The organism is Streptomyces sp. NPDC104309 (assembly GCF_055584025.1).
In genome coordinates this window covers 122,469-145,413 of record NZ_JBVJMV010000018.1, presented here as the reverse complement: position 1 = coordinate 145,413, position 22,945 = coordinate 122,469, and the positions used below count along the sequence as shown (strand labels likewise).

The following is a 22,945-nucleotide window of genomic DNA, read 5'->3' as shown; positions in this document are numbered from 1 at the left end:
GTCCGCCGGACCGGCCCCGGTGAATCCGGCGAAGACCGCCGCAGCATCGGCCTCACTCGATCGAGCAGTCACCCGCCCCGGCGTTGACATGTGCCAGGGCATGGCACCATCGAACCGTGCTCGATATCGGCTACTCCCTCTCCCGGCGCTTTCCCGATCCCCCGCAGACCGACTACCGCCGCGCGGACGTCCACGCCCTGCGGCACGACCTCTTCTCCGGGGACGTCTACCTCGCGGACACCAAGGCGGACCGCGAGGTGTCCACAGCCTGGGGATGGGTGCCGGTGCTCGACTTCGCGTGGGCGCTGTGCGACATCGTCGAGCAGATCGACCAGGACCCGCGCGGCAACCGCTCGCACCGGCAGCAGTTCGCGGAGCTGGACTTCACGGAGTCGTCCGACCGGATGCTCTTCGAACGCCGCTTCGGCTGGGTCGACGTCGAGGCCGACTGGATGCCCGGCGACGAGCCCCCGCTCACCTTCAACCACGCGATGCTGCGCCGCGAGGCCCGCGACTTCCTGCACGATCTCATCGCCGACCTCGCCGACATGCACGAAGGTCTCGCCGACAATCCCGTGATCTGGGACCTCCAGGCCCGCTTCCCCCGTATCTGATCCGGGCGTCCGGCCCGGCGGCTACGCCTCCACCCGCACCCCGATCTGCGCCGCGAACGCCGGAGCCAGCTCCATCAGCTGTGCCGGGCTGATCACCGCACCCGCCAGCCGCTCCACCCCGCGCGCGATGTCCAGCTCCGCGACCGTCCGCAGGTCGACCGCCTCCATCCGTACGGAACTGAAGTCCGCCCGCTTCAGCACACAGTCGCGGAACTCCACCCGCACCAGCTCCGCATTCCCGAAATCCGGCTCGGACAGCACACAGCCCTCGAACACCACGTCCTTCAGCCGCGCCTTCCGCAGATTCAGGTAGTCGATCTTCCCGCCGCGCACCAGCACCCGCTCCAGCACCGCGCCGTGCAGCTGCACCCCGCCCAGCCGCGCGTCCACCACCTCCACATCCCGCAGCGACGCCCCCGCGAGATCGGTGCCCACCCCCCGTACGCCCGTCAGCACCGAGTCGATGAAGCGGGCCCTGACCAGCTCCGTACGGTCCAGTGCGCAGCCGTTCAGCGCACAGTCCATGAACCGGGCGCCCGGCCCCGACTCGTCCGCCAGATCCGCCCCCTCGAAGCACACCCCGTCGTAGTCCCCGTCGGGCTCCAGTCCTTCCCCGTCGTACGGAACGAGCGGTGGCAGCCGCACCTCCGGCCGCCGTGCCGTCGCGATGGTGTCCGTCTTCCCGCTGCTGCGTGCCATGCCCCCATCGTCACCCACCCCACTGACAACGCCCCTCGCCGCTACGGGAGGAACGGAACAACCGCGGCGCCACGACAGGACTTGACCTCAAGCGGGCTTGAGGTCGGAGGGTGGCTCCACAGGTCCCGCAGGACCTGCCCGCCTCCACAGCGACCGACACGACGGGGAGTCCACCGTGCATGCCATTCGCCTTCATACCTTCGGCCCGGCCGAGAACCTCGTCCACGAGTGGACCGACGACCCCGTGCCCGGCCCAGGCCAGGTCCGTATCGCCGTGGCCGCGGCAGGCGTACACCTCCTCGACACGGCTCTGCGCGAAGGCATGAGCGGCCCGTTCCCGGCCCCCGCCGAGCTGCCGACCATCCCCGGGCGCGAGGTCGCCGGCCGGGTCGAGTCACTCGGCGAGGGCACCGATCCCGGCTGGCTCGGCCGGCGCGTCGTCGCCCATATCGGCATGGTCCCGGGCGGCTACGCCGAACTCGCCGTCGTCGACGCCGAGAAGCTGCACCCGGTCCCGGACGGCCTCGACGAAGCCGCGGCCGTCGCCATGATCGGCACCGGCCGCGCCGCCCTGGGCATCCTGCAGTTCACCGAACTCGGCCCCGGCTCCACCGTCGTCGTCCCCGCAGCGGCGGGCGGCATCGGCACCCTGATCGTGCAGTACGCCAAGAACGCCGGGGCCACCGTCATCGGCCTCGCCGGAGGCCCCGCCAAGGTCGCCGCCGTCCGGGCGAACGGTGCGGACCTCGCCGTCGACTACACGCTCCCCGACTGGGACCGGCAGGTCCGCGCCCACCTCGACGGGCTCGGCCGCCGCGCCACCGTCGTCTACGACTCCGTCGGGGGGACCACCGGCCGGGCCGCCGTCGACCTGCTCGGTGCGGGCGGGCAGCACATCGTGTTCGGCTGGTCCGGCGCCGGACTCCACGACGGAGCCCCGCTCACCTTCACCGACGAAGAGCTCGCCGAACGCGGCATCACCTCCGAGAGCGTGCTCGGCCCCGTCATGACGGCGAAGGCGGGCGGTCTGCGCGCCCTCGAAACCCGTTCGCTCGCCGAAGCCGCCGCAGGCCGGCTCCGCCCCGCCGTCCAGCGCTTCCCGCTCGCCGAGGCGGCCGCCGCCCACCGCGCCCTGGAGACCCGGGGCACGATGGGCAAGGTCGTCCTGATCCCGTAACCCGGCGTCCCCGGCCGAGCGGCATCCCTGGGGCGACCGCCTCCCGTGGACCGGCAGGGTCCGTAACCCGGCGTCCCGGGCCCGAGCGCGCTTTCCGGCCCGGCCGCCTCACATAGCCGAGCGCACTCCCCGGCCCGGCCGCCTCACATAGCCGAGCGCACTCCCCGGCCCGGCCGCCTCACATAGCCGAGCGCACTCCCCGGCCCGGCCGCCTCACAAAGCCGAGCGCACTCCCCGGCCCGGCCGCTTCACCTGGTCCGGCGGGGTCCGTCACCCGCCGAGCTTCGTCAACGCCCCGTCCGTCAGCCGGTACACCGTCCACTCGTCCTGCGGCCGCGCGCCCAGCGACTCGTAGAACGCGATGGACGGGGCGTTCCAGTTCAGCACCGACCACTCCAGGCGCTCGTAGCCCCGCGCCACGCAGATCCGCGCCAGCTCCGTCAGCAGAGCCTTCCCGTGCCCGCCGCCGCGCCGCTCCGGACGTACGTACAGGTCCTCCAGGTAGATGCCGTGCACCCCGCGCCACGTGGAGAAGTTCAGGAACCACAGTGCGAAGCCGACCACCTCGCCGTCGTCGTCCGACTCCGCGATGTGCGCGTACGCGGCGGGCCGCTCGCCGAACAGCGCCTCGTGCAGCTGTTCCTCGGTGGCCCTCACCTCGTGCAGGGCCTTCTCGTAGTCGGCCAGCTCACGGACCATGGCGTGGATGACGGGAACATCGGCAGGGGTGGCGGTACGAATCATGAGGTCAGCGTAGGCACAGACCCGTCACCGGCCGGCTCCGCCCCAGCAGCTGCCGCGCGATCTCGGCCTGGTCCGGGTCCAGCCGCCGCTGCCCGTCCGACACGTCCCACAGACCGTTCTGCAGCAGCCGCCCCAGCGTCCAGGCCCGCGCCCGCTCCCGGTCCAGCCCCAGCGCCTGTGTCAGCACGTCGAACCGCCACCGCACCGCCGCCGCGTCGAACCTGTTGACCAGCGCCGGAAGCAGCTCGAACGCCGGATCGCCGACCAGTGGTTTCGGGTCGATGGCCACCCACCGGCCCTCCCTCCCGGCCAGTACGTTCCCGTAATGCAGGTCCCAGTGCAGCAACCGGTCCCCCGGCTCCCCGGCGACCTCACGCACCGCCGCCGCGCAGTCCGCCAGCAGCCGCCGCTCCTCCTCGTCCGCCAGCGCCGCCACCGCCCCCGGCGCCTCCTCCAGCATCCGCGCCGCCATCTCCCCCAGCCCCCGCAGAGCCGGCGGTCCTGACAGAGCCGGCGGTCCCGACAGCCCGCGAACCGCCGAAGCCGAAGCCGAGGCCGAAACAGGAGCCGGAGCAAGAGCCGAAGCCGAAGCCGGTACGGACGAGAGCCGGGCCAGCAGCCCCGCCAGAATCAGCACCGCCTCCCGCTCGTCCGCCATCCCCGCCAACGAGCGGCGGCCGTCCAGCCGCTCCAGCAACAGCGTCCCCGTCGCCGCGTCGTGATCCAGCAGCTCCACGGCCCCCGCGCCCGCCTCGCCCCACACCCGCAGCGCGACCGGCTCCCCCACGGTCTCCTCGTCCACCGGCTGAAGCTTCAGCGCCGCCGGACGACCGTCCGCCACCCGCACAACCGGAAGCACCAGTGCGCACACCCCGTGGAACGCCTCACCGTCCCGCCGCAGCCCCCACCGCTCCAGGAACTCGGCGGCCCGCCCCGGCAACGCTGCCAGAAAAGCCCGCCCGGCCGCCCCGTTGTACTTGGACTGGGTGTCGATCAGTCCGTCCGGAATGTCAATCACGCGGACGATCGTAGAGCCGTGCATCAATCGGATATGACTCCGAGCAGCCCCGCCCCGCCCACCCGGCCGCGTACCACCGCCGGCTCGTGGATCCGCAGCGTCGGCTCATGGATCCGCAGCGCACCGGGCACCTACATCTGGCTGACCGCGCTCTTCGTCACGACCGTCATCGTGCACCAGATGTCCCCGGACTTCGAGGAGGACTTCCTGCGTCAGCGCTCGACCAACATCCACGAACTCTCCCACGACCCCGTACGCGTGCTGATCGTCAGTGCCCTCTGGATCGACAGCGGCCGATGGGTCCCCTACGCCATCCTCTACACCGTCTTCCACGCCCCCGCCGAACGCTGGCTGGGCACCCTGCGCTGGTTCGCCGTCGCCGTCGCCGCCCATGTCCTCGCCAGCCTCGTCAGCGAAGGCATCCTGGCCTGGGCCATCCGGCACGGACACGTACCGGAGTCCGCCGCCAACACACTCGACATCGGAGTCAGTTACGCGCTCGCGGGCGTCATCGCCGTCCTCGCGTACCGCGTCCCGTCGTCCTGGCGGCCCGTGTACCTCTTCGCCGTACTGGTCTTCTACGGCGTCCCCCTCGTCACCGGCCCCACCTTCACCGACCTCGGCCACTTCACCGCCGTGCTCATCGGCCTCGCCTGCTACCCACTGACCCGGTCCCGGCACAGGACGAAAACCCCTCCGGCGCAGTAACGTCCCGCTCACACGCTTCACCACAGGGCTTCACACCGGACAAAGCAGGGGCAACATGAGCACCGTCAGCACCGTCAACGGCGGCATATCGTTCTGGTACGCGGACCAAGGCACCCCCATGGCCCGGGAGCCCCTGCCCGGCGACACCACCGCCGACATCTGCATCGTCGGCGGCGGATACACCGGGCTGTGGACCGCCTACTACCTCAAGAAGGCCGTCCCCTTCCTCAACATCGTCGTCCTCGAAGGCAAGTTCTGCGGCTACGGCGCCTCCGGGCGCAACGGCGGCTGGCTCTACAACGGCATCGCGGGCCGCGACCGGTACGCGAAACTCCACGGCCACGAAGCCGCCGTCCGCCTCCAGCAGGCGATGAACGACACCGTCGACGAAGTCGTCCGGATCGCCGCCGAGGAGAACATCGACGCCGATATCCACCAGGGCGGTGTTCTCGAAGTCGCCTACACCCCGGCCCAACTGGCCCGGCTCAAGGACTTCCACTCCGTGGAGATCGCCTTCGGCGAGAAGGACCGCGTCCTGCGCGGCGCCCGCGAAACCGCCGAGCGTGTCAACGTCACCGGAGCCGTCGGCTCCACCTGGACCCCGCACGGCGCCCGCCTGCACCCGGTCAAACTCATCAAGGGCCTCGCGGCCACCGTCGAGGCGCTCGGCGTCACCATCCACGAATCGACACCGGTCACCGAGATCGAGCCCAAGCACGCCCGCACCCCGTACGGCACCGTCCGCGCCCCGTACATCCTGCGCTGCACCGAGGGCTTCACCGCGAACCTCAAGGGCCAGAAGCGCACCTGGCTCCCCATGAACTCGTCGATGATCGCCACCGAGCCGCTCCCGAGCTCGATGTGGGACACCATCGGCTGGGACGGCCGCGAAACCCTCGGCGACATGGCCCACGCCTACATGTACGCCCAGCGCACCGCCGACGACCGCATCGCGCTCGGCGGTCGCGGCGTGCCGTACCGCTACGGCTCGGCCACCGACAACGACGGCCGCACCCAGCCCGCCACCATCGAGGCCCTCCGCGACATCCTCGTCCGCCTCTTCCCCACCACCGCGGCCACGCGCATCGACCACGCCTGGTCCGGTGTCCTCGGCGTCCCCCGTGACTGGTGCGCCACCGTCACCCTCGACCGCTCCACCGGTCTCGGCTGGGCCGGCGGCTACGTCGGCTCCGGCGTCGCCACCACCAACCTCGCCGCCCGTACCCTGCGCGACCTGATCCAGCAGGACTCCGGCCAGTCCGGCCCCACGGAGCTGACGTCCCTGCCCTGGGTCAACCACAAGGTCCGCCGGTGGGAACCGGAACCCTTCCGCTGGATCGGTGTCCACGGCATGTACGCCGCCTACCGCGCTGCCGACCGCCGCGAACTCACCTCGCCCCGCGCGGGCACGGACCCCATCGCCAAGGCCGCGGACCGGCTGGCCGGGCGGCACTGAGCGAACGGCCGGACCCCCGCCACCGGGTGGTGACGGGGGTCCTCGGGCCCTGCGGTCAGCGGTGCGAAGGCCGAGCGGGCGCTCATGTGCCGGAGGTGTGGTCGGCCAGGACCTCCCCGATCACGTGCCGTGCGCGGGCGGCGAGCGGGGGATTCCGGTGCTGGTAGTAGGGCAGCTGGATCAACGCGACGGAGAGCGCCCAGCCGCGGCCCCGCTGCCAGGTCGCGGAGTCGACCGCCTTCACGGGGACGTCAGGCGACGAGTTCGGGCTCCTCCGCCGGAGCCGCCGCGGGCTCGGGCCTGCTGTCGCGCATGACCAGGGCGGCCAGGACGGCGGCGGCGAGTACGCCGATCGCGCTGACGGTGAAGGTGGCCGACATCGAGGCGGTGAAGGCCTCCCGGGCGGCGTGGACCAGGCCGGTGTCGCCGTGGGCGACGGCCAGCGCGTCCGCGATCGAGCGCTTCGCCTGCTCGGGTGCACCGGCGGGCATCTCGCGGGCGAAGCCGCTCGACAGGAGCGAGCCGAGGATCGCGATGCCGAGCGCGGCGCCGGCCTGCTGGATGGTGTCGTTGAGGGCCGAGCCGACGCCCGCCTTCTCCGGCGGAATGGTGCCCATCAGCGCGCCGACCGCGGCCGGCATCGCGAGGCCCGCGCCGAGGCCGAGCAGGCCGAGCGCGACCGCCGGGACGGCGAAACCGCTGTCGGCCGAGACGGTGGTCAGCAGCGCGAAGGAGGAGACCATGACGAGCATTCCGGCCAGCACCAGGAGGCGGTTGCCGACCTTCGCGGCGAGCCCGGTGCCCACGACGTTGCCGACCAGCGCGGCGCCGGCCAGCGGCACGAACGCGAGGCCCGCCTCGATCGGCGAGTAGCCGAGCACGAACTGCAGGTACTGGGTGAGCACCAGCAGCAGACCGCCGTTGCCGATCTGCACCAGGGTCAGTGACAGCGAACCCCCGCTGAAGTTGCGGTGCTTGAACAGGACCAGCGGCACCATCGGCGCGGAGATGACGTTCTCCCAGACCACGAACCCGGCGAGGGCGACGACCGCGACGACCAGGGTGATCACCGACCGGCCCTCGAAGGCGCCGTGCTGCGGGATCTCGATGATCCACCAGACCAGGGCGGTGATACCGGCCGCGGACAGCACCGCACCGAGCGGGTCGGGCTTCTGCCACGGCCCCTTCGACTCCGGCATGAGGGTGAGGCCCGCCAGGACGGCCAGGGCGACGACCGGGACGTTGATGAAGAAGATCGAGTGCCAGGAGAAGTGGTCGATCAGCACACCGCCGAGCACCGGGCTGCCGACCAGTCCGAGCATCGACACCGAACTCCACACCGCCATCGCCCTGCCGCGCTCCTCCTCGTCGAAGACGGTGATGAGGATCGACAGCGTCGAGGGCATGATGAGCGCCCCGCCGACCCCCATCGTGATCCGCGCGGCGATCACCTCGCCGGGGTTCGTGCAGAAGGTCGCGGCCAGTGACGCCGCGCCGAAGAGCAGCAGCCCGACGATCATGACTCTCCGGCGGCCGAACCGGTCGCCGAGGCTGCCGGAGGTGAGCAGGAGCCCGGCGAAGACCAGGATGTAGGAGTCGAGGATCCACTGCGTGTCCTGGGCGCTCGCGCCGATGTCCTCGGTCATCGACGGCACCCCGACGGTCAGCGCCATGCTGTCGACCACCAGGACCAGCGAGCTGAGGCAGAGCACGATCAGGATCCACCAGCGGCGTGGATTGCGGGTCTCCATGGGGTTTCCTCTCACCATTGCGCACACCGTTCCTTCGATGCGCACACTGTACGCAGACGGGTGCGGCGTTCGCAAGAACCATTCATGTACGCTGATTGCGAACGGTGTACGCATCAAGGAGGAGTCATGGCCGCCACGTCCGACCCGATCCCGTCCGTGTGGACCCGGCAGCAGCGCCGCACCGACCAGCCCTCGCTCAGCCGGGCCGCGATCGTCCGCGAGGCGATCGTCATGCTGGACGCCGACGGCATCGAGGCGCTCAGCATGCGCAAGCTCGGCGCCCGCCTGAACGCCGGCGCGACCTCCCTCTACCGGCACGTCGCGACCAAGGACGAGCTGATGGAACTGGCGGTGGACGAGGTCTTCGCCGAGATCGCCGTCCCGTCCCCGGACGCGGCCCGAGGGGACTCCGGGGCCGGTGGCACCGACGGCCCCGACTGGCGTGCCGCCGCCACCGAGGCCGCCCGGTCCTTCCGTACGACGGCCCTGCGCCACCCGTGGCTGACGTCGGTCCTCGGCCAGGCGGGCCTCGCCTACCTGGGGCCCAACCTCATGTCCTTCACCGAGCGGCTGGCCGCCCTCTTCGCGACCGCCGGCTTCCCCGAGCCGAGCCGCGCGATCGACACCGTCCTGTCCTACGTCATCGGCATGAGCGCCACGGAGGCCGCCTGGCTCACCACGGTCGCCCGTTCCGGCAAGACCGAGGCGGACTTCATCGCCCACCTCATGCCCGCGGCCCAGCAGGCCGCGGCCGGCCACGACCACCTCGCCGAGGCCTACGCCGCTCCCCCGGCCCTCGACCCCGTCGAGATCCGCGACACCAAGTTCGCCTACGGCCTGGAGGTCGTCCTCGACGGCCTGACGACGCGGCTCCCGCACTGACATCGGCGGTCCGCGTCGCGGGGCGTCGCGGGGCGTCAGATGCCAGTACGAACGGCTGGAGCGAGGCGGATCTCCGCCGCGACGCGTCGGTCGGTTCAGGCCTCGCGCGGCGTCGGCCCCAAGTCCTGCTCGTGGCCTTGGGGCGGACGTCGCCGCGCGGGGCCGACATCTTCGGGCCGGCACACAACGTCGCCGGTGGACAGCGTGCGGCGGCGGCTTCCACAGCGGCCTCGCGCCGGCCCCGCCGCCAGGGGCGAGCGGGCTACCGCGTGGCGTCGGCCGATTTGCCGAGGAAACCGCGGAGCCCTTCGGTGACTCCCTCGGTGGGAACGGTGACGGCGAACCAGGAGGCTTCGACGGCCAGGCCCTCGTCGATGGGCAGATTGATGCCGCGCGTCACCGCGGCCAGGCAGGCGCTCACGGCGGTGGGCGCGTGACGGACGATGCGGTCGGCCAGCTCACGGGCGGCCGGGAGCAGGTCGGCGTGCGGAACGACGTGGTTGACAATGCCGAGTTCTGCCGCACGACCGGCGGTGATCGGATCGCCGGTGAGGATCATCTCCAGGCCCCTCTTGCGGCCGATGTGCCGGGGAAGACGCTGTGAGCCGCCGAAGGGCGGCGGGAAGCCCAGAGTGATCTCCGGCTTGGCGAAGGTGGCGTGCTCGCCGGCGATGGCGAGGTGGGCCGCTTCGGTGATCTCGCAACCGCCGCCATAGGCAAGCCCGTTGACTGCCGCGATGAGCGGTTTCGGGAACTGCTCGATGCGGCGGGTGAGGCCCTGCCCCGCCGTACGATCTCGCGCAGAGCCTGGTCGACACCGCCCGCGATGCTGTTCGCGAGGTCGCCGATGTCCGCGCCGGCACTGAAGGCGCGCTCTCCGGCACCGGTGAGGATGACGGCGCGGATCGCGTCGTCCGCCTCGATCCGGTCGAGGGTGGCGACGAGCGCGTCGATGGTGGCGTAGTTCAGGGCGTTGAGTTTTGCGGGGCGATCGATGGTGACGGTGGCGATGACGCCGTCGACGGCGCATTGGATGGTCACGAACTGGTACTCCGATCGGTGTCGGGTACGGGAATCAGTCCCGCGTAGGCGAGTTGGCGGCTGAACAGCACGGTCATCCGGATCGCGTCCTCGATGCCGGATCAACCGAGGCAGTGACCGGCTCGGCGACGGGGCGGCGCCGGGTCGGCGGGTCCTGCCGTCGGTCCGGCGCCGGGACGGCCGGCCTTCCCCTCGATCCGACGCCGGGACGGCCGGCCTCGCCCTCGTCCCGGCGCCGGGGCGCCCTCGGACTACTGCGGGACGCCACCGAGGCGGATCGCGTGGGCACTGTCGGGAGGGACGGGCCGGCTGCAGGCGTCACAGACGGTGCGCGGGTGGAGTACCTCGCCACAGTCATGCCTGAACACCGTCGGGGGTTCCCCCTCGGTCACGTAGCGGTCGCCCCATTCCATGAGGGCGAGCAGGACCGGCTGCAGCGCGAGTCCGGCCTCGGTCAGCGTGTACTCGTAGCGCGGCGGGTGGGCCTGGTAGAGCTCCTTGGCCAGGACCCCGTTCTCCACGAGCTTCTTCAGCCGGGCCGTGAGGATGTCCCGGCTGGCGCCGGTGTTCGCCGCGATCTGGTCGAAGCGGCGCGCCCCGAGGAACACCTCCCGCAGCGCGAGCAGGCTCCAGCGCTCACCGATGACGGCGAGCGAGTTCGCGATGGAGCAGGAACGTGGGCCGACGGCGGGCATCTGCCTGGACCTCCTGGGGGTTGCGGCGTGCTGACGGGTCACAGCGCGCATCCGGGCGCCGCTCCCCGATCCGGCCTGATCCGAACGAAAGACCCTGGTTGCCCTTTCCAACTCACTATAAGCACAGCGCGTTGGAAAACGGGACCCACCATGCCCACCATGCCCCCTTGGCGACCGACGCCCCGAATGCCGCCCAGGCAACGAACAACATGAGCGTTTGATTTTCAAACTGACACACCTATAGTGAGTCTCGTTTTCCAACTGTCTAGCGGGCTCGTTGGGCTCGACCGAATGAGGAGACGGGAATGAGGGCTTCACCACCCGGCAGCACGTGTGCCACCGAGGATGAGGCGGTGGCTCGGATCGACCCCTTGTGGCGGTCCTGGGCGGGTGCGCACGGGGGGCATGTCGCGGCGGCGGCGCTCACCACCATGCGGGAACGAGGCGTAGGGGAAGGCCGTCCGGTCCGCGCCCTGACCGCCCACTTCCTCGCACCTGTCGGTACCCTTCCGCTCCATCTGTCCCTGGCCAGGCCATCGGTGGGGCGCCGGGCCGCGACCTGTGCCTTCACGGGCCATCAGGACGGAGCCACGGTGCTCGTGGGCTCGGCGGTATTCGGCCACGGCCGCCGAGGGCCCAGCTATGTCGGGCGGACCTCGCCCCGGGTACCGGGTCCGGCCGACTGCATGCCCCTCGACCTGTCGGCCGGGGTCGTGGCCTTCGCCCGGCAGGTGGAGATCCGTCCCGCCACCGAGGCGCTGCCTCTCGCCGGGGGTGAGCGGGCCGAGCTGGTCGCCTGGGTGCGGTTCACCGACGGGCGGGCGCTGGACGAGGCCGCGGTCGTCACCCTCACCGACGTCCTCCCGCCCGCCCTGTTCGCGCGCTGGCGCACCCCGCGCCCGGTGCCGACCGCCGAGCTGACCATCCACTTCACCGACGCGCTGGACGCCGAGGCACTCACGGGCTGGGCCCTGGTCCGGATCCGCACCGAACAGGCCGGCAGCGGCTGGGCGGTGGACGACAGCGCGGTGTGGTCGGCCGACGGCCGGCTACTGGCCCTCGCCCGGCAGGCCCGCGTAGTCCAGGACTCCTCCGCGGATCACGCGTCCTCACCCTCGTCCACGACACTCCCGCAGGAGGCCCTGTGAACATCAACGGATCCATCGCGCTCGTCACCGGCGCCAACCGAGGACTGGGCCGCGCCTTCGCGCAGGGCCTGCTGGCACGGGGCGCGCACACCGTGTACGGAGCGGCCCGCGACCCGAAGTCGGTGACCGACCCCGGACTGACGCCCCTCGCACTCGACATCACCGACCCGGCCTCCGTGGCCGCGGCCGCCGAGCGCTGCTCGGACACCACCCTGCTGGTCAACAACGCGGGCATCCTGCGTGGTGATTCGCTGCTCGGCTCGGACACCCTCGACGGGGCGCGCGCCGAGCTGGAGACCAACCTGTTCGGCACACTCGCCATGTGCCACGACTTCGCCCCCGTTCTCGGCAGGAACGGCGGCGGGGCCCTGGTCAACATGCTCTCCGTGCTCTCCTGGCACACGCTCCCCCAGATCGGCTCCTACGGCGTCTCCAAGGCGGCGGCCTGGTCGATGACCAACGCGGTACGCGAAGAGCTGCGCCCACAGGGCACCCTCACGGTCGCCGTGCACGCCGCGTTCATCGACACCGACATGGCCGCCAACACCGACCAGCCCAAGATCAGCCCCGCCGCCGTGGTCGAACAGGTCCTCGACGCCGTCGAGGCCGGCCGCGAGGAAGTCCTCGCCGACGCCGTCACCCGCCAGATCAAGACCATGCTGTCCGGAGGGGCGAACGATGACCACCGTTCTGCGTGACGCGGCAGCCGGGGAACGCGGCACCGCCCACGCCGGCAGCCCCGTGCCGGTCCTCGTCGCCGCCTGCCTGGGGCTGTTCACGGTGTTCCTCCAGACCACCGAGACCATCGGCACGCTCGGTGCCGTCCAGGCCGACCTGCGCCTCGCCCCGGGCGACATGGTGTGGGTGCCGAGCATGTACACCCTGGTCGTGGCGTCCTGCGTGCTCGGCGCCGGCGCACTGGCCGACCGGTGGGGGCGCAAACGCGTCTTCCTCGCCGGGACCGCGGCGATGGCCGCGGGCGCCCTGGTGCTGGTCCTGGCCGACAATCTGGCCACCGTCCTCACCGGCCAGGCGATCGCCGGCCTGGGCGGTGCCCTGATCACGCCCAGCTCGCTCGCGCTGATCACACACGCCGTCCGCGACCCGCGCCGCCGCGCCGGGGCGATCGCCGCATGGGCGGCCACCTCCGGGCTGGGGCTGGCCGTCGGCCCCCTCATCGCGGGCCTCGCGCTGCGCTGGTGGACCTGGCACACGGCGTTCTGGCTCAACCTCGCCATGGCGGGCCTCGCGGCGGCGGTCGCGCTCGGCCGGGTCCCCGAATCCCGCAACCCGGGCCAACGCCTGGACTGGGCTGGGCAGTTCACCGCGATCGCAGGTCTCGCGCTACTGGTCTTCTGGCTGATCGACGGCGGTCACCACGGCTACGGCTCCGCACGGGCCCTGGCCGCCGTCGTGGCAGCGGTCCTTCTGCTGGCCGCCTTCACCATCGTCGAACTGCGCCGCACCGCCCCCATGGTCGACCTGCGGCTGATGCGCGACCCTTCCTACAGCGCCTCCCTTCTACTGGCCGCGACCGTCCTGTTCGGCTTCGTCGGCCTCTCCCTTCTCCAAGTGCTGTGGCTGCAGCGGGTGAGAGGACTGACCGGCCTGCAGGTGGGCGTCCAACTCCTCGCGGAATTCGGCGCGTTCATCGCGGCCTCGGTCCTGGCCGGAATACTGGTGCGCCGACTCGGCCCGCGCGTCCTGATCACGGCGGGCCTGCTGCTCGCGGCCGTCGGCGCCGCCCTCTTCGCGCAGGTCGAACCGGACACCGCGTTCGCCGGGTACGCCTCCGCCTTCGTCCTGTTCGGCCTCGGCTGCGGTCTCGCCAACGCCCCGTCCACCGCCCTCGCCGTCGGCCACGTCCCACACGGCCGCGAGGGCGAGGCGGGCGGCACCGTCAACGCCGCCCGCCAGATCGGCGCCGTCCTCGGCACCAGCATCCTCGGCACACTGATCACCACACGCTTCAAGGACCGCGTGACGCACGTCCACGACCCGCGCACCGCGTTCACCGACGCGGTCACCTACGCCACCTGGGTCGCGGTCGCGGTCCTCCTCGTCGGCACGGCCTTGGCACTCGGACTGTGGGCCTGGTCCCGCCGCAGGACCACCGCCCCATAAGGGCAGCGAGCGGAGCGCTGCCGGAAGCCGCGGAGTTGCCGGAGAAGAGTTCGGCGCCGACCACCACCCCGTTGCACGGCGGTCTTGCAGCTCGGCGAACCCTTCCGCGAGCGCCAGTCATCGACGAAACCGGGCGAGGCCCCGGTCGGGCAGCCCGGGGGATGCCCCGGGCTGCCCGACCACGCTCGTTTGTGGCGACCAGTGGCCGTGGGGGGGGGGGGGGGGGGGCGCCCCCCCCCCCCCCCCCCAAAAACCCCCCCCCCCCCCCCCCCGGGGGGGCGGGAACCCCGGCCCCGGCCCCCCGGGGGGCGCCCCCGGGGGGCGCCCCCGGGGGCCCCCCCCACCAGGCGGTTTGGGGGCCCCCGGGGGCGGGGGGGGGGGGGGGGGGGCCCCCCGCCCCACGACTCAACTGTCACCCGAGCCGCCCTTCCGGATCTCGGAAACCTGTCCCGGGACCCGAGGGCAGGCAGCCGGGTTGCCACCAGGTGCTGAGCGGCGGAGCTGTGTCAGGAGTGGTCGGGCGTCTGGCCCAGCACGAGAGAGACGAAGCCCCAGGTGTCCCGGTAGACGCGCAGCCATTCGGTCCGGTGGGTGGTCGCCGCGGCGAGCGCATGGGAACTGTCCGGATCGGCCGGGTGGTCGAGCGCCCAGGAGGCGAGCGACCCCCAGCAGGCCCATTCGTAGTCGTCCAGTTCGCGACGTGTGCTGATGTGCCCGTGGATCGGCGTCCATCCGTCGGCGACGACGCGGTCCACGGTGGTCGCCAGGTCGGTGCAGTCCCCGAGCATGTCGATGGCCTCCTGGGACGGGGCGCGGTCCCAGAATCCCTCACCGATCAGGACACGGCCGCCGGGGGCCAGGTGCTTGCGGGCCGCGGCGAGGGTGGGCAGCAGACCGCCGAAGGCGTGCGTGGCCCCGACGCTGATCACCAGGTCGAACGGCTCCGCGGAGACGAAACCTTCGGCTTCCTGGTGGTGGAGGACGAGGCGGTCCTCCACACCGCGGTCACTCGCCGCCTGCCTGGCCTGGGCCAGAGCGTCCGGGGAGATGTCCACGCCCTCGGCGTGCAGATGCGGTCGTACGGCCAGGGCGCGCAGAAGCCATTCCGCGCTGCCGCAACCGAGGTCGAGCACCCGCTCGTCGCCTCGCGGCAGCCCGTGTTCCAGGAGCCGACGCACGGAGGCATCGTCGAGCGGAGACTTGATCGGGTGGTTGGTGTGGGCGATGGAGGAGAGTTGTTCGCGGTTCAAGAGCGTGCCTTCCACGACGGGACTCGCCTTGTCCCACTCCGGGACGGAGTCCTGCGAGGTGCCCGTCGATGCTTGAGGTTCTGACGAAGAGTCGGATGACCCCGAGGGCCGGCACCGACCGGCCTACGGGCGGACCGTGCTGACGCCGCGTCCGATCCGAGATCGGCTAGTGCGGCAGGAGATCGAGCCTGTGGTGGACGATCCGATGGGTCGGCGTGTAGCCGACCGCGTCGTTGATCGCGCGCATCGGCAGGTTGCCGTCGGCGGTGTCGGTGCGCAGGCCGTCGAGGTGCGGGTGCAGGTCGCGGGCCTGGATGATGGCGGCCGCCTTCATCCACCGGCCGAGACCGTGCCCGCGGTGCTCGGGCAGGACGCCGGTGCCGTAGTGCTGACCGTCGCCGGTGCCGTCGCCGGGGACGACCAGCTCGGTGAACCCGGCGATCGAGCCGTCGGTCTCATCGATGGCGACGACGGTGTGCAGCACATCGCCGCGCCGGGCCACGGCCGCGGCCGCGGCCCGGACGCGATCCACGTCCCAGTCCACCGTGCCGTAGTCGGTGCCGCCCATCGGCATGTCGTCCATGGCGCGGCGGGACAGCGCGAACGTGTCCGCGAGCTCGTCCGGGACGGTGCCGTCCCAGGAGGACAGTCGATAGCCCGGATGGGGCCGTTCGACGAGCGCCGTGAGCGCCGGCAGGTTCGCCTCGGCCAGGTTCAGCCGGGTGAACGTGAATGCCGCGGCTTCGTTGAAGCCTCTGGCCGACAGGAACCGGGCACCGGGGGACCCGGGTTCGGCCTGCGCCGCGAGCGAGCGGCGGCCGTACTCACGGGCGGCGTGCGCGGCGGCGGTCAGCAGCAGCGTTCCCGTACCGTGTCTGCGCTCGGACGGGTGGACGTGCAGGTCCATCTCGGCGTAGTGCTTCTGCCCGGGGGTGGTGAACAGCCGCAGAAACACCGATCCGACAGGGATCCCATCGGCGTCGGACGCCAGCCACGCAAGGCGGCGACTGGACGGCCTGTGCTCAGGATCGATCAGTGAGGTGATGTGAACGGACAGGGTGGCTCCAGAGTGAGGTGGTGTACGTCGAAATCGGGTTCGACAACTCAGCACTCGTGCGCATGTGCTGCACACCTCCTCCTCGTCCAATGGGCCAGCCGTCCGGCGGCCGATTGACCGTAGCGACCTGGGGAACGCGAACGCAAAGCCTTTTCTCCGACCGTGGTCCGCATGCGGTTGCCGGTCCGAGACGGCAGGGGGCCGTCGGCCGCGGACCGAACCTGACCCCCGTCAACGCGCTCTGACCAGCCGGTCACCACCTCCCAGACGACCGGGGAGTCCCGGTCCGTGACGCCGGGCACGTTCCGGCGTTGCCCGCACGCCGGTACGACATGGCCGCGGTCTCCGTCCACGAACCGAGGCAGCACGACCGTGAGGAACACGATGCTCTGAGGGTTCGTCGCCCCGACGATCGTGCCGTCCCACCCCATGCGTCCCGTCCTGGTCGGCACGCTCTGCGTGCTGCTGGTCATCTGCCGCACGGTCCGCCCGGCCCGGATGGTCTTGACGCCCAGGGAGACCGGATGGGCCGCACCACCGAACTGGATGACATGCCCGCGATCATGGAGATCCTGCGGCACACCCGGATCAGCCGGACGCGGCGGTACGTGGAGGGCCGACCACACACCTGTCGAAGGACGTGATGCGGCGCATGGGCGAGTTCTTCGTACCGCCGCCAGAGGCCCCGCCCGAAGCCGCAACCGAGACCAGAACTGAGACCACGGACACCCGCGCGGCCCGCTCCCGGCGTCGCCGCCGCGTCCGCCGAAACAAAGAAAGTCCAGCTCAGAGCACATCTGAGCTGGACTTCCCGTTGAGCCCCCTGTCGGATTCGAACCGACGACCTACGCATTACAAGTGCGTTGCTCTGGCCAGCTGAGCTAAGGAGGCGTGCCGGAGCAGTGTAACCAACACCGCACCCCGCGCGGTCCCAGAATTTCGCGGTCCTCGAACTACTGACAGATTCCACATGTCCAGGTAGCGTCGCTGAGGATTCACCCAAGTGGACCAGACCACTCCCTTACTCGGATCGTCCGGCACGTTCCTGCCGGTGAAGGAGAAGATTCAGCATGGCCAGTGTCACGTTCGACAAGGCGTCCCGTGTCTACCCCGGCTCCACGAAGCCGGCTGTGGACCAGCTGGAGATCGACATCGCGGACGGTGAGTTCCTCGTCCTCGTCGGTCCTTCCGGTTGTGGCAAGTCGACCTCCCTGCGCATGCTCGCGGGTCTTGAGGACGTCAACGGCGGCGCGATCCGCATCGGCGACCGCGACGTCACGCACCTGCCGCCGAAGGACCGGGACATCGCCATGGTGTTCCAGAACTACGCGCTCTACCCGCACATGACCGTCGCGGACAACATGGGCTTCGCGCTCAAGATCGCCGGGGTCAACAAGAGCGACATCCGGGCGAAGGTCGAAGAGGCCGCCAAGATGCTGGACCTCACCGAGTACCTGGACCGCAAGCCGAAGGCGCTCTCCGGTGGTCAGCGTCAGCGTGTCGCGATGGGCCGGGCCATCGTGCGTGAGCCGCAGGTCTTCCTCATGGACGAGCCGCTGTCGAACCTCGACGCCAAGCTCCGCGTCTCCACCCGTACGCAGATCGCCTCGCTCCAGCGCCGTCTGGGCATCACGACCGTGTACGTCACGCACGACCAGGTCGAGGCCCTGACCATGGGCGACCGTGTCGCGGTCCTCAAGGACGGTCTGCTCCAGCAGGTCGACTCGCCGCGCAACATGTACGACAAGCCGGCGAACCTCTTCGTGGCCGGCTTCATCGGCTCCCCGGCCATGAACCTGATCGAGGTCCCGATCACCGACGGCGGCGTGAAGTTCGGCAACAGCGTCGTCCCGGTCTCGCGCGAAGCGCTGACCGCCGCCTCGGAGAAGGGCGACACGACCGTCACGGTCGGCATCCGCCCCGAGCACTTCGACATCGTCGAGCACGGCGGCGCCGCCGCGAAGTCCCTCTCGAAGGACAGCGCCGACGCCCCGGCCGGTCTGGCCGTCTCGGTCAACGTCGTCGAGGAGCTCGGCGCCGACGGCTTCGTCTACGGCTCCGCGCAGGTCGACGGCGAGGACAAGGACCTGGTCGTCCGCGTCGGCGGCCGCGCCGTTCCGGAGAAGGGCACCAAGCTGCACGTCGTGCCGCGCCCGGACGAGCTGCACGTCTTCTCGACCTCGACGGGCGCGCGTCTCACCGACTGACACCCAGCCCCGTCCAGCCCCGCCCCGGGCACCGGCATCACCCGCACCACAGCCAGCGGCCCCGCACGTTCTTCGTGCGGGGCCGCTCGCGCGTCGCGCGGGCGAGCGGCCGGCGTGGGGCGAGAGACCGGCATACGGGCGAAGACCCCGTGCGTGCGGGCGAGCGGCCGGCGCGCGGGCGAGAAGCCGTCATGCGGGGCCGTTCGCGCGGCGCGGGGCGCGTCCGGGTTTGAATCCGTACGGCGCCGGATTCCCCGGCACACCGGGCATTTCACTGCGACCCGTCAACACGCGATTCGAAAAGCCCCCTCGAACCATCCCCCTCACGGGTGACGTAATGTCGCCAAATCATCACTGCCCGCTACGCTCGCTGCGTGACCCACACCGCTCGCCGTATCGGCCGATCCCTCGCTCTCGTACTGCCCGTCGTGATGGTCCTCTCCGGGACCCTCGCCGTCACCAGCGTGCCGTGGGCAGCGCACAACTCCGAGTCCCAGGTCCTGGCCGCCTCCGCTCAGGACGTCTCGAAGCGCGCCCCGAAGCGCACCCCCCAGGACCTCCTCCGTGACCGGCTGCTCCTGGAGCTCCGGGAGAAGGACCCGGGTGTCGCCCTGACCGACCTGCAGCGTTCCGTCGAGGCCCGCCCCTCGCTCGCCCGGCACTGCATGTCGATCGCCAGGGCGCTGGGCCGCGCGGCCGTCGAGCAGTACGGTCCGACGCGGGCCCACAGGTTCTCGCGGCCCGTCTGCGACACGTCCTTCGCCTCGGGCGTCGCACAGTTCAGCTGACCGGCCGGTCCGGGCACCGCATATCGTGCCTGGCATGCATACGTATCCGACGCAGGCCGTGGTCCTGGCAGGTGGCCAGGGATCGCGGCTGCGCCCGTACACCGATGACCGCCCCAAGCCGATGGTCGAGATCCCGGGCACCGGGACTCCGATCATCGGCCATCAGCTTTCCTGGCTGGCCGCCGAGGGCGTGACCGACGCCGTGGTGTCGTGCGGTCATCTGGCCGAGGTGCTCCAGGAGTGGCTGGACTCGGCGGTGCTGCCGCTGCGCGTGACGACGGTCGTGGAGTCCGAACCCCTGGGACGCGGCGGCGGGCTGAAGTACGCCGCCGCCCGGCTCCCCGATCCGGAGGAGCCCTGGTACGCCACCAACGGCGACATCTGGACGCGTTTCTCCCTGCGCGAGATGGCCGCGTTCCACGCCGAGCGCGACGCGACCGCAACCCTCGCCCTGGCCCGTCCCCGCATCCCGTGGGGCGCCGTGGAGACGGACGCGTTCGGGCACATCACCGACTTCATCGAGTCGCCGCCCTCCCCGTATCTCATCAACGCCGGTGTGTACGTCTTCTCCCCCGCGTTCACCACCCTGCTGCCGGACCGGGGCGACCACGAGCGGACGACGTTCCCACGGCTGGCCCGCGAGCGCAGGCTGGCCGGGTATCCGCTGCCGCACGGCGCGTACTGGCGGGCCATCGACACCGCGAAGGACCTGACCGAGGCCGCCAAGGAGCTCGACGGCCAATAGCGGCACGCGACGCGGCAGGACGGAGGGGCGGTCACCGGTTCGTTCCGGTGACCGCCCCTCCGTCCTGCGCCGACCCGGCGGCTCAGCCGAGCAGACCGCCGATGGGGTTCTGCCCGCCGCCGCCGGACGTACCGCCGGTGGAGCCGCCGCCGCCGTCCGATCCGCCGGTCGCGGAACTGCCGCCGGCGCCGGTGGAGCCGGAGGAGCTCGGGCCGGAACTGCCGGACGGAGGCGGCTGCGGGGCCGTCTGCTGCGGGGGCTGCTGCACGGTGCCCCGGGTCTGGCTGGGCTGCCCGGCACCGGCCGCCTGGCCGGACTCGCGTACGGAGTCCGCGGCGGGCGTGGACGCCTTGGCCGAAGGAGTGGTGGAGGCACTGCTGCGGGACGGCGAGGGACGTCGCCCGTCGGGCGTGTGGGAGGCCCGGCGGCCATGGGACTCCTGCGGGAGCGGGGAGCCGGGGAGCTGGTTGGTCGGGTTGCCGTTCGGACCGGGCACGGTGACGACCCCGGAGGAACGGACCGCGCCACCGAGCATGGAACCCACGAGCAGGGTGAGGCCGACGACCACGGTGGCGACGACGGCACCCCGGCGCAGCACCCGGCGGCGGAGGTCCCAGATCGCCGAGCGCGGGCCGAGCCTGCGCCAGGCCTCGCCGGCGAGCCGCCCGTCGACGGAGTAGACGGGGGCGCCCGCGATGATCAGCGGGCTCCAGGCGGCGAGGTAGATGATGTCGGGCGTGTCGTAGACGGCGACGGTGCGCCAGCTGACGGTGACCAGCAGGGCGGCGGAGAGGAGCGCGCCGACGGAGGCGGCGACGCGCTGCCAGAGGCCCAGGACGGTGAGGACGCCGACGACGACCTGGAGGAAGGCGACGGTGAGTCCGGCGCCTACGGGGTGCGAGAGCGCGAAGTCGCGCAGCGGCTCGGCCAGCGCCCAGGGGTGCAGCGAGGTCAGCCACTTGACCATGGAGCCGCGCTCGCCGCCGTCGAAGTAGACGGGGTCGCACAGCTTGCCCATGCCGGCGTAGATGGAGATGAAGCCGAGGAAGACGCGCATGGGCAGCAGCACGACGCCGAGGTTCATACGGCGCCCGGGGTAGTACGCGTGCCGTACGGAGTCGTTGGCGTGCCGCCGGTCCCGGGCCTCGGTCAAGTCGTCGTACGCGTCGTCGTACTCACCGTCGTCGTACTCACCGTCGTCGTACGCCGCACGGCCGTACGGTCCGGTGTCGACGGCGTCGTAGGCGCCGACCGCCCGGCGCATGGGCGGCAGCAGCGGGCCGTTGCCGTGGCGGCCCGGCCGGCGGGGTGCGGTGATGACGGGGTTGGGCTGGGTCTCTTCCAGGCGCTCGATGACCTGGGTGCCGCCCAGCCCGCCGTCGAAGTCGTGGCCGGTGCGGGGGGCGTGGGGATCGTAGGAGTCGTACGCGGAGGTCGGGCGGCCCACGGTGGAGTTCCGTACGGCCTGGAGGAGCCCGGTGGCGCCGGGATCGCCCGGGGCGGACCTGCCGCTCCACACGACGGGCGAGCGCCTGCCGCGCACCGCTCCGGCGCCGCCGCTCATGGCGGGGATCCTGGTCGCGCCCGCGGGAGCCAGACCGCGCAGCCGCGTGCGCTGGCCGGGGCCGAGCTGTACCCGGAAGCTGGCGTGGTTGACGATGACCTGCGCGGGGTCGCAGTCCACCTTGGTCATGCTCAGGGCGGGTTGTTCGTCGAACCGAGGCGTTCTGGTGTCCACACTCATCTAACCGAGTGATGTGTGTTTAGGACACTGCCTTGACGGGCCCGATGTGTCCGAGACCCGTCAACGGGGGGCGCCCCGGTCGGCCGCCCCCCGTCCGGGTGCGTCTCAGGCCCGGCGCCGCGCGACCTCGTACAGGACGATCCCGGCCGCGACACCGGCGTTCAGCGACTCCGCGCCGCCCGGCATCGAGATGCGGACCCGGTAGTCGCAGGTCTCGCCGACGAGGCGGCCCAGGCCCTTGCCCTCGCTGCCGATGACGATGACGACGGGGCCGTCGAGGGCCTCCAGGTCCTCGACGGTGTGCTCGCCGTCCGCGGCGAGGCCGACGACGGTGAGACCGGCCTTCTGGTAGCCCTCCAGGGCCCGGGTCAGGTTCGTCACCCGGGAGACCGGCGTACGGGCGGCCGTGCCCGCCGAGGACTTCCACGCGCCCGCCGTCATTCCGGCCGCGCGCCGCTCGGGCACGACCACGCCGTGCCCGCCGAACGCGGAGACGGAGCGGACGATCGCACCCAGGTTGCGCGGGTCGGTGACGCCGTCGAGGGCGACGATCAGCGGGTCCTCGCCGTTGTCGTACGCGGCGGCGGTGAGGTCCTCCGGGTGCGCGTACTCGTACGGCGGGACCTGGAGGACGAGGCCCTGGTGGTTCAGGCCGTTCGTCATCCGGTCCAGTTCGACGCGCGGGGCCTCCATCAGGTTGATGTTGCCGCGCTCACCGGCGAGCTGGAGCGCGTCGCGGACCCGCTCGTCGTTGTCGATGTACTGCTGGACGTACAGGGTCGTCGCCGGGACGCCGTCGCGCAGGGCCTCGTAGACCGGGTTGCGGCCGACGACCATCTCGGACGTGCCCTTGGCGCCGCCGCGCCGGGGCGCCGGGCGGCGGGCCGCGGCCTGCTTGGCCTGGGCGTTGGCGACGCGGTTCTTCTTGTGTCCCTTGCGGGCGGAGGCGGGAGGCGTCGGGCCCTTGCCTTCGAGGCCACGGCGTCGCTGCCCACCGCTGCCGACCTGCGCGCCCTTCTTGTTGGACGTGCGGCGGTTCCTGCGCTGGCTGTTCCCGGCCATGACCTACCTGTTTCGTTTCTTCTCAGACATGCGTA

At 71.6% G+C, this 22,945-nt stretch carries 21 protein-coding genes, 1 tRNA gene and 3 pseudogenes; 12 read left to right on the top strand and 13 right to left on the bottom strand.

Annotated elements, in window-relative coordinates; all coding sequences use genetic code 11:
• Window positions 1–116 precede the first annotated feature (116 nt).
• Entirely contained in the window at window positions 117–614 is a 498-nt protein-coding gene (locus ACZ68L_RS25830) for a hypothetical protein (protein WP_469580777.1), read from the top strand.
• Window positions 615–635: 21 nt separating this feature from the next.
• Here the strand turns inward: ACZ68L_RS25830 and ACZ68L_RS25825 are convergent, their stop codons facing one another.
• Entirely contained in the window at window positions 636–1,313 is a 678-nt protein-coding gene (locus ACZ68L_RS25825) for a pentapeptide repeat-containing protein (RefSeq protein ID WP_469580774.1), read from the bottom strand.
• Window positions 1,314–1,488: 175 nt separating this feature from the next.
• Here ACZ68L_RS25825 and ACZ68L_RS25820 point away from each other — a divergent pair, with 175 nt between their 5' ends.
• Window positions 1,489–2,490, top strand: coding sequence for a zinc-binding dehydrogenase (locus ACZ68L_RS25820; protein WP_469580771.1), 1,002 nt, complete (start codon window positions 1,489–1,491; stop codon window positions 2,488–2,490).
• A gap of 270 nt (window positions 2,491–2,760) precedes the next feature.
• On the opposite strand, the gene ACZ68L_RS25815 is transcribed toward ACZ68L_RS25820, so the two are convergent.
• Window positions 2,761–3,234 carry a GNAT family N-acetyltransferase gene (locus ACZ68L_RS25815; RefSeq protein WP_469580769.1) on the bottom strand — a complete coding sequence of 158 codons (474 nt, stop codon included), beginning with the start codon at window positions 3,232–3,234 and terminating at the stop codon, window positions 2,761–2,763.
• A 4-nt stretch (window positions 3,235–3,238) separates the two neighbouring features.
• A complete protein-coding gene (locus tag ACZ68L_RS25810; RefSeq protein WP_469580767.1) occupies window positions 3,239–4,276 on the bottom strand; it encodes an aminoglycoside phosphotransferase family protein in 1,038 nt (345 codons plus the stop codon).
• Window positions 4,277–4,285: 9 nt separating this feature from the next.
• Between ACZ68L_RS25810 and ACZ68L_RS25805 the strand changes: the two genes are divergently transcribed.
• Together ACZ68L_RS25805 and ACZ68L_RS25800 are read left to right on the top strand one after the other, a co-directional pair.
• Window positions 4,286–4,960: a rhomboid-like protein gene (locus ACZ68L_RS25805; RefSeq protein WP_469580764.1), complete on the top strand. Its 675-nt coding sequence runs from the start codon at window positions 4,286–4,288 to the stop codon at window positions 4,958–4,960.
• Between the two features lie 55 nt (window positions 4,961–5,015).
• Complete coding sequence (locus ACZ68L_RS25800) at window positions 5,016–6,416, top strand: NAD(P)/FAD-dependent oxidoreductase (protein ID WP_469580761.1); 1,401 nt, start codon at window positions 5,016–5,018, stop codon at window positions 6,414–6,416.
• 82 nt (window positions 6,417–6,498) lie between these two features.
• Here ACZ68L_RS25800 and ACZ68L_RS25795 read toward each other — a convergent pair.
• Together ACZ68L_RS25795 and ACZ68L_RS25790 are read right to left on the bottom strand one after the other, a co-directional pair.
• Window positions 6,499–6,651 (bottom strand): annotated as a pseudogene (locus tag ACZ68L_RS25795) (phosphotransferase); the annotation flags it as partial.
• 16 nt (window positions 6,652–6,667) lie between these two features.
• A complete protein-coding gene (locus tag ACZ68L_RS25790) occupies window positions 6,668–8,167 on the bottom strand; it encodes an MFS transporter (RefSeq protein WP_469580758.1) in 1,500 nt (499 codons plus the stop codon).
• Window positions 8,168–8,293: 126 nt separating this feature from the next.
• On the opposite strand from ACZ68L_RS25790, the gene ACZ68L_RS25785 reads away from it, so the two are divergent.
• A complete protein-coding gene (locus ACZ68L_RS25785) occupies window positions 8,294–9,049 on the top strand; it encodes a TetR/AcrR family transcriptional regulator (protein WP_469580756.1) in 756 nt (251 codons plus the stop codon).
• Between the two features lie 262 nt (window positions 9,050–9,311).
• Here ACZ68L_RS25785 and ACZ68L_RS25780 read toward each other — a convergent pair whose 3' ends face one another.
• The 3 genes and pseudogenes from ACZ68L_RS25780 to ACZ68L_RS25770 form a co-directional block, all read right to left on the bottom strand.
• Window positions 9,312–9,788 carry an enoyl-CoA hydratase-related protein gene (locus tag ACZ68L_RS25780; RefSeq protein ID WP_469580874.1) on the bottom strand — a complete coding sequence of 159 codons (477 nt, stop codon included), beginning with the start codon at window positions 9,786–9,788 and terminating at the stop codon, window positions 9,312–9,314.
• A gap of 125 nt (window positions 9,789–9,913) precedes the next feature.
• Window positions 9,914–10,090 (bottom strand): annotated as a pseudogene (locus tag ACZ68L_RS25775) (enoyl-CoA hydratase-related protein); the annotation flags it as partial.
• 251 nt (window positions 10,091–10,341) lie between these two features.
• A complete protein-coding gene (locus ACZ68L_RS25770; RefSeq protein ID WP_469580754.1) occupies window positions 10,342–10,785 on the bottom strand; it encodes a winged helix-turn-helix transcriptional regulator in 444 nt (147 codons plus the stop codon).
• Window positions 10,786–11,090: 305 nt separating this feature from the next.
• Here ACZ68L_RS25770 and ACZ68L_RS25765 point away from each other — a divergent pair, with 305 nt between their 5' ends.
• The 3 genes from ACZ68L_RS25765 to ACZ68L_RS25755 are packed head-to-tail and all read left to right on the top strand — an operon-like array spanning window position 11,091 to window position 14,057.
• The gene (locus ACZ68L_RS25765) at window positions 11,091–11,933 is read left to right on the top strand and encodes an acyl-CoA thioesterase (protein ID WP_469580751.1); all 843 of its coding nucleotides are present in this window, start codon (window positions 11,091–11,093) and stop codon (window positions 11,931–11,933) included.
• Complete coding sequence (locus ACZ68L_RS25760; RefSeq protein WP_469580747.1) at window positions 11,930–12,631, top strand: SDR family oxidoreductase; 702 nt, start codon at window positions 11,930–11,932, stop codon at window positions 12,629–12,631. Before ACZ68L_RS25765 ends, ACZ68L_RS25760 begins: the two co-directional genes overlap by 4 nt.
• On the top strand, window positions 12,612–14,057 hold the full coding sequence (locus ACZ68L_RS25755) for an MFS transporter (protein ID WP_469580743.1): 1,446 nt from the start codon (window positions 12,612–12,614) through the stop codon (window positions 14,055–14,057). Before ACZ68L_RS25760 ends, ACZ68L_RS25755 begins: the two co-directional genes overlap by 20 nt.
• Window positions 14,058–14,563: 506 nt before the next feature.
• Here the strand turns inward: ACZ68L_RS25755 and ACZ68L_RS25750 are convergent.
• Both ACZ68L_RS25750 and ACZ68L_RS25745 read right to left on the bottom strand, forming a co-directional pair.
• Window positions 14,564–15,307, bottom strand: a complete 744-nt coding sequence (locus ACZ68L_RS25750) for an SAM-dependent methyltransferase (RefSeq protein ID WP_469580872.1) — start codon at window positions 15,305–15,307, stop codon at window positions 14,564–14,566.
• 166 nt (window positions 15,308–15,473) lie between these two features.
• Window positions 15,474–16,364, bottom strand: coding sequence for a GNAT family N-acetyltransferase (locus tag ACZ68L_RS25745; protein ID WP_469580870.1), 891 nt, complete (start codon window positions 16,362–16,364; stop codon window positions 15,474–15,476).
• Between the two features lie 548 nt (window positions 16,365–16,912).
• Between ACZ68L_RS25745 and ACZ68L_RS25740 the strand changes: the two are divergent.
• Window positions 16,913–17,130, top strand: a pseudogene (locus ACZ68L_RS25740) (tyrosine-type recombinase/integrase); the annotation flags it as partial.
• Between the two features lie 51 nt (window positions 17,131–17,181).
• Here ACZ68L_RS25740 and ACZ68L_RS25735 read toward each other — a convergent pair.
• A tRNA-Thr gene (locus ACZ68L_RS25735) sits at window positions 17,182–17,255 on the bottom strand.
• A 179-nt stretch (window positions 17,256–17,434) separates the two neighbouring features.
• Here ACZ68L_RS25735 and ACZ68L_RS25730 point away from each other — a divergent pair.
• From ACZ68L_RS25730 to ACZ68L_RS25720, 3 genes are all read left to right on the top strand, one after another.
• Window positions 17,435–18,571: an ABC transporter ATP-binding protein gene (locus ACZ68L_RS25730; protein ID WP_469580740.1), complete on the top strand. Its 1,137-nt coding sequence runs from the start codon at window positions 17,435–17,437 to the stop codon at window positions 18,569–18,571.
• Between the two features lie 374 nt (window positions 18,572–18,945).
• Window positions 18,946–19,359: a hypothetical protein gene (locus ACZ68L_RS25725; RefSeq protein ID WP_469580737.1), complete on the top strand. Its 414-nt coding sequence runs from the start codon at window positions 18,946–18,948 to the stop codon at window positions 19,357–19,359.
• 34 nt (window positions 19,360–19,393) lie between these two features.
• Entirely contained in the window at window positions 19,394–20,104 is a 711-nt protein-coding gene (locus ACZ68L_RS25720; protein ID WP_469580734.1) for a nucleotidyltransferase family protein, read from the top strand.
• An 82-nt stretch (window positions 20,105–20,186) separates the two neighbouring features.
• On the opposite strand, the gene ACZ68L_RS25715 is transcribed toward ACZ68L_RS25720, so the two are convergent.
• Window positions 20,187–21,848, bottom strand: a complete 1,662-nt coding sequence (locus tag ACZ68L_RS25715) for a DoxX family membrane protein (protein WP_469580731.1) — start codon at window positions 21,846–21,848, stop codon at window positions 20,187–20,189.
• Window positions 21,849–21,953: 105 nt separating this feature from the next.
• Window positions 21,954–22,910 carry a 23S rRNA (guanosine(2251)-2'-O)-methyltransferase RlmB gene (gene rlmB, locus ACZ68L_RS25710; RefSeq protein ID WP_469580727.1) on the bottom strand — a complete coding sequence of 319 codons (957 nt, stop codon included), beginning with the start codon at window positions 22,908–22,910 and terminating at the stop codon, window positions 21,954–21,956.
• Window positions 22,911–22,945: the final 35 nt, after the last annotated feature.